8 protein-coding genes are annotated in these 10,722 nt (G+C 43.9%); 4 read left to right on the plus strand and 4 right to left on the minus strand.

Going from position 1 to position 10,722, the window contains the following annotated elements; all coding sequences use genetic code 11:
- Both EO95_RS07565 and EO95_RS07570 read left to right on the plus strand, forming a co-directional pair.
- Positions 1-1,187 (plus strand): TIGR00341 family protein (locus EO95_RS07565; protein WP_048133616.1); only part of this gene is annotated, 1,187 nt, incomplete at its 5' end.
- A 278-nt stretch (positions 1,188-1,465) separates the two neighbouring features.
- Positions 1,466-2,437, plus strand: coding sequence for an MBL fold metallo-hydrolase (locus EO95_RS07570; protein ID WP_048133617.1), 972 nt, complete (start codon positions 1,466-1,468; stop codon positions 2,435-2,437).
- Positions 2,438-2,501: 64 nt separating this feature from the next.
- Here the strand turns inward: EO95_RS07570 and EO95_RS07575 are convergent, their stop codons facing one another.
- The 3 genes from EO95_RS07575 to EO95_RS07585 form a co-directional block, all read right to left on the minus strand.
- On the minus strand, positions 2,502-2,729 hold the full coding sequence (locus EO95_RS07575) for a hypothetical protein (protein ID WP_156164010.1): 228 nt from the start codon (positions 2,727-2,729) through the stop codon (positions 2,502-2,504).
- 164 nt (positions 2,730-2,893) lie between these two features.
- Positions 2,894-3,532: a DUF2284 domain-containing protein gene (locus EO95_RS07580; RefSeq protein WP_235282907.1), complete on the minus strand. Its 639-nt coding sequence runs from the start codon at positions 3,530-3,532 to the stop codon at positions 2,894-2,896.
- A gap of 745 nt (positions 3,533-4,277) precedes the next feature.
- Complete coding sequence (locus EO95_RS07585; protein ID WP_235282908.1) at positions 4,278-4,940, minus strand: formylglycine-generating enzyme family protein; 663 nt, start codon at positions 4,938-4,940, stop codon at positions 4,278-4,280.
- 595 nt (positions 4,941-5,535) lie between these two features.
- Here EO95_RS07585 and EO95_RS07590 point away from each other — a divergent pair.
- Both EO95_RS07590 and EO95_RS07600 read left to right on the plus strand, forming a co-directional pair.
- Positions 5,536-6,330 carry a winged helix-turn-helix domain-containing protein gene (locus EO95_RS07590; protein ID WP_048133621.1) on the plus strand — a complete coding sequence of 265 codons (795 nt, stop codon included), beginning with the start codon at positions 5,536-5,538 and terminating at the stop codon, positions 6,328-6,330.
- A 564-nt stretch (positions 6,331-6,894) separates the two neighbouring features.
- The gene (locus tag EO95_RS07600; protein WP_048133623.1) at positions 6,895-7,521 is read left to right on the plus strand and encodes a restriction endonuclease; all 627 of its coding nucleotides are present in this window, start codon (positions 6,895-6,897) and stop codon (positions 7,519-7,521) included.
- A gap of 109 nt (positions 7,522-7,630) precedes the next feature.
- Here EO95_RS07600 and EO95_RS16730 read toward each other — a convergent pair whose 3' ends face one another.
- Positions 7,631-9,832, minus strand: coding sequence for a hypothetical protein (locus EO95_RS16730; RefSeq protein ID WP_052733539.1), 2,202 nt, complete (start codon positions 9,830-9,832; stop codon positions 7,631-7,633).
- Positions 9,833-10,722 lie beyond the last annotated feature (890 nt).

Genomic DNA, 10,722 nt, shown 5'->3' on the forward strand with positions numbered 1-10,722 from the left:
TCGAAGCCCTGGTCCAGTTCCCCATACCGCCGATCGGCGTCGAACCGGTGATGGCCAGGCTGCGTGAAGCGGGAATCAGTGAGAATGCGTACACAATCGTCCTGTCACCCGAGACGGTTGTTTCCTCACGTTTAGAAGCGTTAAAGAAACGTTATTCCGGACTTCGCATTTCTCGGGAAGAACTCATAGCACGTGCGGAAGATCTCGCACCTGCTACTTCTACATTTCTTGCTTTCCTTGTTCTAAGCACTATTATCGCTACGGGAGGGCTGCTGCTTGACTCTGCTGCAACAATCATAGGGGCAATGGTCGTTGCCCCGCTCATGGGACCGGCAATCTCCGCCAGTGTCGGGACAGTCATCAATGAGCGGGAACTTGCCTCCCGTGGGGTAAAACTACAGGTGGGAGGGCTCCTGCTTGCAATCGCAGTTGCTGCCGTGATAGGTGCAATCATGAAGGGAACGCTGCTTTTGCCGCCGGCACTCGATATCCGTGAAATAGGCCAGATTGCCGAACGTACCAGCCCGAATTTCCTGTCCCTCTTCCTTGCACTGGGCTCAGGACTTGCCGGCGCCATAAGCATTATGCGGGGCTCCGGGTCTACCCTTGTGGGAGTGGCAATTGCCGTGGCCCTCGTCCCCCCGGCCGCAACATCGGGGCTCGGGCTTGCCTGGGGATTCTACGGCGTGGCGATAACAGCGGCTGTACTGGTGCTCGTGAACCTGCTGACCATCAACGTATCTGCCCTCATCCTGTTCTGGCTTTCCGGCTTTCGTCCTGCTGAGGAAAAGGCTGTTGGTAGTGCCCGCGCCGCGGTGATCTCACGCGCAGCAGTCCTCGTAATTTTAATCGCCCTCCTCTCCGTAGTTCTCGCCCTTGTCACTTACACCTCCTTCCAGGCCTCTCTGGTTAAACAGCAGGTTGACCAGGAGCTGTGGGATATGTTCGAAGAACCTGAGTATGTAGAAGCTGGGATTGGACGGAGTGAGGCTATAAACGTCAAATATACACCCTCAGACCTCCTGCTGGATGAACCGGTAAAAGTAGGTTTTTTAGTGGGGTATCAAGCCGGGGGAGAAATTCCTCCGGATATCGCCACAGTAGCTAGCGAACGATTGAAAGAGGCCACCGGCAAAGACGTTGAAGTCACTATCGGCTTCGTCGTAGCTCAGCAGACTGCCACCTAAGCTTTACGGGGCACCCTCTCCCCGGAAGTTTCCTTTTTTTGCCTGCCCTCTAGATCTCCGGTATCCGAAAACCGGAACACCTTACCTGCCGAAAAAATGAAACTCTCCTGAAAACAGCTGCATGAGGAAGGGGAATCCTGCTAAGGCGGTTAACATATTGCCGATACCAATACAAATAATTTTGAAAAACTTATAACGATTCACGCCCTTCAGCCCTGTATAAACCTGGATATAATTGACTAAAAACGGCCAGAAAGACTAAACTGCTGGGTGTATATATGAATGAACTGAATATTCGGGAAGCAGACCGGCTGGAAATAACAGTTTTTATGGACAATTATACGGATATGCTGTTAGTAGAAAGCACAGGCGTATACAAACGACCGCAGATACCTTTACCGCAAATCCTTCTCGCCGAACACGGGCTTTCCTGTTTAATCAAAGTTTATGAAGGGGCTGAGGAACATACCGTGCTGATGGATGCAGCCGTAACTCCTGCCTGCCTTTTGAATAATATCGAACTTTTGAAGGCTGATCCCGGCAGCATCGAAGCCGTTGTCCTGAGCCACGGGCACCCTGACCATTTTCTCGGGCTTGCCGGGCTCTTTAAGCTCATAAGTGAGAAAAGGGATAAAGGAACCACGCCTGGAATTCCGCTGATTCTTCATCCCGATGCCTTTCTTGAACGCCACCTGAATATTCCTGCAATCGGGCGCCCGGTTCCAATACCTGTACTCAATGAAGATATTCTGAAAAAAGCCGGAGCTGTCCCCGTAAAGTCCGAAAAAGCTTTTTCGATTGCTAACGGCCTTATCCACACAACCGGAGAGATTGAGCGCAAAATCCCATTCGAAAAAGGATTCCCCTGGGCTGAGGCAAAGGTTGACGGAAACTGGATAACTGATCCCTTCCGGGATGACCAGGGACTTGTGATAAAATTGAAGGGAAAAGGGCTTGTTGTCATCAGCGGCTGTGCCCATGCAGGGATTATCAATACCGTAGAACATGCAAAGAAAATAACAGGCACAGATAAGGTCCATGCAGTCCTGGGAGGTTTTCACCTGACAGGGCAGCTCTTTGACCCCATCATCCAGCCCACCATTGACGAAATGAAACGCATCAACCCCGATTACGTCGTGCCCATGCACTGCACAGGCTGGAAAGCAATAAACCGATTTGCCGAAGAGATGCCGGGGAAATTTCTGCTCAATACGGTCGGCACTACCTATTTATTTGGCGGAAATCTTTAAGTTGATACCGAATTTTAAGTTGAGAAGCCGGCGAAGGAAAAAAGCTCCGGCTCTTTAACGACCTTCAGTGTCCCAATAAAATAGCCGCAAAAAATGCCATTATCAGACATAAGAAAGTAAAGACGAGAGCAAGGATTGACTTTATCTCTTCTTCTTTTGGCATCCGGTAAGGCTTTCCATTCACATATATTAGGTAGAGCACAGCTGTTGAGACTGGCACTACCCAGAAGAAGTACTTGATCTCATCATAAGATACCACCTCAGTTGCAGTCATCATGGTTAATGCAATCATCAACCAGCCTATGATGATATAAATTCTGATGACTGTTTTCTTTTTCACAGAAATAAATTTAGAGCTACTGCTGCGGCATTGGTTCTGAGTTTTCGGACCTGTCAACTGTGCAACACCCTAATTTAATATAAGGACATGGGTTTAAAACTGTTTCTTTCCCGGTTTCAGTCGATCAGGAGGATGGACATCGGTTCAGGCTGCCCTTTGATAGGAAACACTATGGGCATTTCTGCTTCTGCCGCCGTCTTTTTCATATTGATTCCAACAGCGTGTTCCGGGATCCTTGCCATATTTGAGTGGAGGCAGGTTCCCTTTTCCACGTTGCACTTCTCACAGAGCCTGCAAGAACCGTTAACAAAGGCAACTGCAAAGGTAAAACCTTCGTTAAAAGCTGCTTTTTCAAGCTCAAGCATTGAGAGTAGCATTTTTTTGCTGTAGTCGAAATAATCGGACCAGAATTTTCCTGCTTTTTCCCTTGTTTCGTCAGTTTCGGCAGGGTCAAGCCAGGTCTTATAAGGGGCTTTTGCTATCTCTTCATCTGCAACTGCAGGAGACCGGAACTTGACAAGCAGGGCATACCTGTACTCCTTAAGTATCTCCCGAAACTCGTCAACAGTAGGGACGTGCGGTGGGCAGGTCAGTTTTTTCCCGTACCCTACACATCCTCTGCATTTTAAGACCACTCTTTTCTCTACAAAGACCTGATAGGTGGGAATTATCTTTGCGTCAACAGCCTCCAGCTCAATGGCTTTTTTCACAAGGAACTCAAGTTCTTCGGGGTTTATATCTCGAAACGGCATCATTTTCCCTTCTCAAAACCTATTTTTCACTTAAAGGCAGACATATGAGTTATTCATCTCTTCGCCATTTTACCCGAAGATTGGATACTACTTAACTTTTATCAAATATTTTTGATTCACTGATTTTTGATTCACTGATTTTTGATTCACTGATTTTTGATTTACTGATTTTTGATTCACCGAAGATCTGCTCTGTTTTCCCTATTTTTAATTTTTCAGATGTTATGCGATTTTTGATTCATGGGCTTACTTTTAATTTTTTCTCAACCTGTATTCGCAAACTTTCCCGAAAATTCATGTTTCGATACCGGTATAACAATACTACATATTATTAATATCAAGTAGCAACAAAGTAAACAAAAGTATTAAATATTAGTTAGTCGTATAGATAAGTGTCTCTACCCGACAGACGCAAATCTGAAATCGCCTCCTAAATCGTCGAAAGCACCTGAAACTCCTTTTTGCCCCTGCCTGAGAATAAACGGGTAGGGGTCAAGGGTGCAAAACTCAGGGAAAAATGATATAGAAAAGCATTCCTGCAGCAGAGTTTTTTTTTTCTGTATTTTCGGTTTTCAAATTTCCAGGAAGAATCAATAGTCTCTAGTTAAGGATATAGAAATATAACTTCGATTTAGCATGCTTCGTCAAAAATACAAAATGACGAACAAATCAGGTGTTTCAGCCAAAAAAACGGGGTCTTGATACAAGTTAATGATTGAAAATTGTGCCAGCGAGTACTATTCGATAGTTATACCTCCCTGACCACCCTGAATCCCAGACTGTTAAGCTTCCGATCCTGCGCCGCAAAAAGCCTTTCAGCCGACCTGCAGCCTCCGGCATTTCCGTTCCAGCCTCCGCCTCTTCTTATCCGTACAGGAACCGATATACCTGGGAAGGGACTCTCCCATGCCCTGCCGTCTGAAGGTGCTCCTTTGTAGCTGATGTGGTACTCGTCCTGTACCCACTCCCCTACATTTCCATAGATATCATAAAGGCCCCAGGGATTGGGCTTTTTCAAACCTACAGGGTGAGTTTCAAGTCCGGAGTTCTCAAGAAACCAGGCATATTCTGTGAGTTTGGATTCGCAGTCACCGAAAAAGTGGCTGCTTGTGGTTCCTGCCCTTGCTGCATATTCCCACTCGGCTTCTGTGGGGAGGCGGTAGACTGAGCTTTTTTCGCCAGTATTTTCAACGGCATTAAGTTTTCGTATAAAAACCTGTGCTTCTTCCCAGGAAACCATTTCAACAGGGTGCTTTTCACCCTTGAAATATGAAGGAGAATTTCCCATAACTTTACTCCACTGTTCCTGCGTAACCGGATACCTGCCCAGATAAAAGGGTTTTTTTAGAGATACCCTGTGTACAGGGCTTTCCCAGAGCTTTCTGCGCTTCTCACGGGAAGGAGAGCCCATATCAAATTCTCCTGCGGGGACAGGGAAAAACTCCATTCCGATTGAGTTTCTAATCAGGTTGCTTACAGTGATTGGACTGTTAATAGAGCACGCAGCCGAACCTTTAACTGAACTGTCAGTTAGAGTGCCATCTGAGTTTTCAGTTAAATTCTCAGTTAAGTTCTCAAACGTGGGTGCAGATTCTTTTGAGCATGTACATTTTCTACAAAAGTATATGTTTGGATCCAGTGGTCTCACAACTCCAATATGAATAAATATTCCTCAGAGTGCTATTTTCTTCTTCTGTTTTTTATTTCTTCCTTTTTGACTTTTTATTCATTTTTTATTTTTCTCTTTATCAGTCATTCTTATTTCGACTGAGTATTAATTTTTACCTTATGTGTTACAATCTTTCTTGATGTTTATATATTTTTAATATGATTTTTTCAATTTATACCTATATTAGCCCATAATTAACCTTGAAATCCTGAAATTTGAAGAAATATCTATTTAAAAAATATCTAATACAGAGAGGGCAATTAGGCTCAAAAATGAAAAAGTTTTTAGGGCATTATACAGAAGTAACAGGGTAAACTGCAGCTGAGCAGGTGAGCAGATGAAACAGTCACTTATTAATCTCATCCTCTTTTCTGACAGGAGAAAAGATCTTTTACTTCTCCTGAGGGAAGAGCCAAAAGATATCGATACAATCAAAGAGTTGCTCAACGTAGATGCCGGCTCGATCCAGCCGCATATTAAAAAAATGAAAGATGCTCACCTGATAACCGAAGTAAAGAAAGTCTACAGTTTGTCCGAAATAGGAAAAATAATAGTCGAAAATCTGGAGCCTTTCCTGAATTCAATTGAGGTTTTTGAAGTCAATGACAAATACTGGAAGACCCGTGATTTAACCCAGATTCCCGATTTCCTTCTGGAGAGGATTGACGAACTTGAGGGCTGCGAACTGCTTGAGCCTGATGCGGAACATCTGTTTGAGACCCCGAAAGCTCTCCTGGAAAAACTCCTGAGTTCAAAAGAGATCTTTACCTTTGTATCCTACTTTCATCCGGAAGCCCCTTCCATTTATGCAGGCATTGCGGAAAATGGCATGAAGCAGGTTCTCTGCATGACAGAAAATGTTATAGAGCGCTTGTTTTCCAGTTATCCGGAAGAAGCTGACAGGCTGTCCAGAAATAAGAATTCAAAAATATTTGTCTGCCGAAAACCCGCATCTATCCCCTCAATTGTTGTAACTGACAGGTTTCTTGCACTTAAACTTTTTGAAAATGATGGCAAATTGAGGGACCAGATACTTGTAGCCACAGATGAAAAAGCTTTAGGCTGGGGAAAGGAGCTTTTCTGGCACTGCATGCAGATGGCTGAACCACTGGAAGAAAAGCCAGGCTTTTGAACTTCTTTAAAATTTCAGTTAAACCAACTTTTAAACCAGCTTTTAAAACAGCTTTTGAACCCGCTTTTAAACCGGCTTTTTTTACTCTGAACTTCCTCAACGTTTCATTCTGTATTTTTACGGATCCTAACTTCCTTGCATTCACAGTAAATCATCTGAATTCAGCCCTTTGCTATCAATTTCAGGTTCATGAGGCACATAAACAAACCCATAAATGCTCCCAATTTTTGCCCATACCTGTACCTGGGGATGTAAACTTAAAAGAGTTTTTCCGAAAAATACCCGGACTGCGGGAAACAGTTAATAGCAAAAAAGGTGTACGAGTCTGTAGAAGATCAAAGGTCGGAAAAGTTATCAGGATTGACTTAAAAGTTAATAAAATAAACTTAAAGGTTGACCGGATGGATTAAAGGATTAATCAAATAAAGATTCAAATAAAGATTCAAATAAAGATTCAAATAAAGATTAATGGACTGTTCTGACCAGAATAATGTTTATGCAATGTGAAAATGGGCAGATAAGAAGTAATAACTGCCATATTAATAATGAAAATGGAGATGGATTATGAAGCTCTGGTTGCTCAAAGCCGCAGGCACTTTAGAAGACGAAGAAATAATTCGGGAGGACAGCGTGGTTACCATCGGGTGGTCCGAGTTCTCCGATTTATCGAATATTAAAAACGAAGAGCAGGTAAAAAAACTCATACTCGAAAAATATCCCGGCATGCGAGGAGATCGTTCCGGAACCTGGGCAGAGGATATCTGCTCTTTCATTACAAAAATAAAAAAAGGAGACCTTGTAGCAGTCCCCCTCAAGACCAAAAATGAAGTACTGATCGGAAAGATTTCCGGGGACTACGAATACAGGCAGCTCAGCGACTTTATCACCCATATCAGGAGGGTCAGGTGGCTCAAAACCCTTCCAAAAGGGGCCTTTGAAGAAGAATATAATGTGGACTTTAACTCCCCTGAAGCTCTCCTCCTGATAAAAGCAGACCCTGGAAAGCTATCAGATTTCATCGAAACAAAAAGCCTGGGAGCTCTCATCGAAGAAATGAGCTTTGCCCTTGAAGATCTGGAGTTCCTGAGGGAACAGATGCTTGACATGGTCTACAGGCTAGCTGAAACTGATGAAATACCTGAAGTCCGGAAAATAGCCGCAGAAATGGAAAAGATGCTGAGAGAAAAATGATTTAATGAGGTATTGGGAAAAGGGTCAAAAAGAAAAGGCAATGATTGCATATAATATGCCATTGCTTTTCCTATCATCGCCGTGGCGGTGTTAACTCCATTTCTCACCCTTAATGAACCTGTATCTGGTCGATAATCCCCTTTGCTTCATCAACCATGTAATCCGCTTCAGCAGCCGAAATCTGCTCGCATACCTTCATTTTTTCAGCGAGATGAATGAAGGATTTAAGCATGGAAACGGCTTTTGCATCCTCTCCTTTTTCGTGGAAACCTTTCGATGTATCAAGAAGCTCAGTAAGAGCGTTTTTTGTCAGCACATGGCATTTGTAGGTATTTTCCACATACTCCCTGAGAGCCTTCATTCCCTCCAGAGCCGGCACCTCAGCCGAAGCAAGAGTAAACATGTAGATATCGGGGTTTCCATTGCGGTCATCCTGCCACACTATCCTGTCCCCATATATATCTGGAGCCCCATGATAAACGGCTTCATCGCTGGTTATCGGTATTTCCCTGGAACTGGAGATTTCATACATGTAGATGTCTGGGAACACCATTCCATACATCAACACTATCCTGTCTTCGTAGATTGCCGGGCTCCACGCATCGGCGGCAATGAAAGTCAGTTCTGAAGTAGAAAGGTTATACATCCAGACTAAATCGCCTGCCCCTTCACTCATATACACCACCCTATCCCCGTAGATAGCAGGCCCGTATTCAAGAAAACCTCCATCTCCTGCGAGCTGAGTTTCCGTGGAAGTAGAAAGGTTGTACATGTAGATGTCGACGATGTAGGTATCCGCATTTCCATTCCGCTCATCTGTCCAGACTATCCTGTCCCCATAGATAGCAGGCCCTCTCTGGTTCGATTCGTTGGTGGTTATCTGAGTTTCGATGGAACTGGAGATATTAAACATGTAGATATCCGCATTTCCATTCCTATCATCTGTCCAGACTATTCTGTCCCCATAGATAGCAGGCCCACTTTGATTCGATTCGTTTGTGGTAATCTGAGTTTCGGTGGAACTGGAGAGGTCATACATGTAGATATCCGCATTTCCATTCCTATCATCTGTCCAGACTATCCTGTCCCCGTAAATAGCAGGGCCGCTCTGGTTTGATTCACTGGTGGTAATCTGAATTTCGGCGGAACTTGAAAGGTCATACATGTAGATATCCCAGTTTGGATCGTAAATGTAGGCATCATAATATCCATTTCGATCATCCTGCCACACAATCCGTTCACCATAAATCTCGGGATCCATCTGGCTTGAGTTATTGGTAGTGATCTGAGTTTCCGTACCCTGTATTTCAGGAGGCTTTAACTCACCGGAATCAAGAGTAAACATGTAGATGTCCCGGTTTCCATTACGGTCATCACTCCAGACGATTCTGTCCCCGTACATTGCAGGCCACCCCTGAAAGGATTCATCGGTGGTAATTTGAGATTCGGCGGAGGTGGACAGGTCGTACATGTAGATGTCCTGGTTTCCATTGCGCCCATCCATCCAGACGATCTTATCCCCGTATATATTGGGAGACCAGCCTGAGCCATAATTTCCGGTAGTTATCCGGGTTTCGGTGGAAGTGGAGATATTATACATGTAAATGTCAATGAGTCCTGTGGAATCTGCACCCGTCCATACGACCCTATCCCCGTAGATATTAGACCGCCCTAAATTCAAAACTCTTGATTCATTTGAGATCCTGGTTTCCCTGTGAGTGGAGAGATCGTACATGTAGGTATCGTAGTTTCCATTACGGGAATCAGTCCACACTATCCGGTTCCCATAGATAACAGGATCCCACTGATCGGCTTCATCTGTGGTGATCTGAGTTTCCACGGAAGTGGAAAGATTGTACATGTAGATATCCAGGTTTCCATTGCGTGAGTCCTGATAGACTATCCGGTCTTCATAGATTAAAGCGCCTCCCTGTTCGGATTCGGCGGTGATTACCGGGGTTTCGGTGGAAGTGGAAAGGTCGTACATGTAGATGTCGCCGTTTCCATTACGAGCATCATACCACACTATCCTGTCCCCGTAGATAGCAGGACCAAATTGATCTGATTCATTGGTGGTGATCCGGGTTTCGGTGGAAGTGGAGATGTCATACATGTAGATATCGTAGTTTCCATTGCGCAAATCCTGATACACTATTTTTTCCCCGTAGATCAGGGTACTCCCCTGGTCGGATTCATCGGCAGTTATCTGAGTTTCAATACCCTGTGCCATATCCGCAGACGCGGTCGCACAGATGAAAGGCAAAAAGAATAAAGCTACAACTATTGAACACAGCCTTTTTCCGGTTTTCATTTTTATTCTCCCAGGATTCTGAAAATTAGTTTTCTGTGGTTGTTGGTTATTAGTTGTCTTTTTCTTTCTTTATTCAGTGTTTAGCACTTACAATCGTCCATTCCAGTAAAAATCAATATCAATATGCCTATTTTTCAAAAATCAAACAGATCTTATAAATATAGGCATACAACTGGCAAGACCATATTAATAAGTATATAATGATAATTATATATAATAACTCCTGGTAATAATATATCGGCAGCCCCTGCTTAATTTGCCGATATTATTCAAAATATCCAAAAAGCAAATTTTTTGTATTTATTTTCTGACTTTTAGGGATGAAGCTTTCTTGTCAGCTACGTAAGAAAAATAATAACAGGTAATCATGCTGTTATTAAGAAAAAGCGTGCGTTATGGGAAACGCCTTCCCTGCTCGAAGAATATTTCCCTTGTTCCCGGAAACCGCACTTTAATCCACAGAGAAAATTTCAAACTACAGGTAAATACAAGCTGCTCCACCAGCTTGTCTGGCGGCCCTGCAAAAAAGAGGAAAGAAGAAAGAAGAAAGAAATAGAGAGAAAGAAGAAAGAAGAAGCTGGGAAAGAAGAAAGAAATAGAGAGAAAGAAGAACTAAGAAGCTGGGAAATGTAGTAAAAGGCAATAAAAGCAGATTTGGACTCTTATTTGCCTATTCTTTCCTTTTTCTTCTTATTTGTTTGCAAGACCGCTCTCCTGCGTCAAGCGTGAAAAGAACGACTTGATATAGTGAATAAGGTTAAATCAATTGAAATAGTCCATTTAAAAGTTAAGTGAACTACCCCCTCCCTGCCTGATGGCGAGGAAGGGGCTTCTTGCTTCATCCCCCGAACTACTGTTCGCAAGTCCACAAGCCCATCCCCTACGTTCCG

The sequence above is a fragment of the Methanosarcina sp. 1.H.T.1A.1 genome (genome assembly GCF_000979295.1).
In the GTDB taxonomy this organism is placed as follows: domain Archaea; phylum Halobacteriota; class Methanosarcinia; order Methanosarcinales; family Methanosarcinaceae; genus Methanosarcina.

What these genes read in the sequence shown, in the direction of transcription:
- EO95_RS07570 (WP_048133617.1), top strand. Translation starts at nt 1,466, where the DNA reads ATGAATGAACTGAATATTCGGGAAGCAGACCGGCTGGAAATAACAGTT.
- EO95_RS07575 (WP_156164010.1), bottom strand. Translation starts at nt 2,729, where the DNA reads ATGATTGCATTAACCATGATGACTGCAACTGAGGTGGTATCTTATGAT.
- EO95_RS07580 (WP_235282907.1), bottom strand. Translation starts at nt 3,532, where the DNA reads ATGATGCCGTTTCGAGATATAAACCCCGAAGAACTTGAGTTCCTTGTG.
- EO95_RS07585 (WP_235282908.1), bottom strand. Translation starts at nt 4,940, where the DNA reads ATGGGCTCTCCTTCCCGTGAGAAGCGCAGAAAGCTCTGGGAAAGCCCT.
- EO95_RS07590 (WP_048133621.1), top strand. Translation starts at nt 5,536, where the DNA reads ATGAAACAGTCACTTATTAATCTCATCCTCTTTTCTGACAGGAGAAAA.
- EO95_RS07600 (WP_048133623.1), top strand. Translation starts at nt 6,895, where the DNA reads ATGAAGCTCTGGTTGCTCAAAGCCGCAGGCACTTTAGAAGACGAAGAA.
- EO95_RS16730 (WP_052733539.1), bottom strand. Translation starts at nt 9,832, where the DNA reads ATGAAAACCGGAAAAAGGCTGTGTTCAATAGTTGTAGCTTTATTCTTT.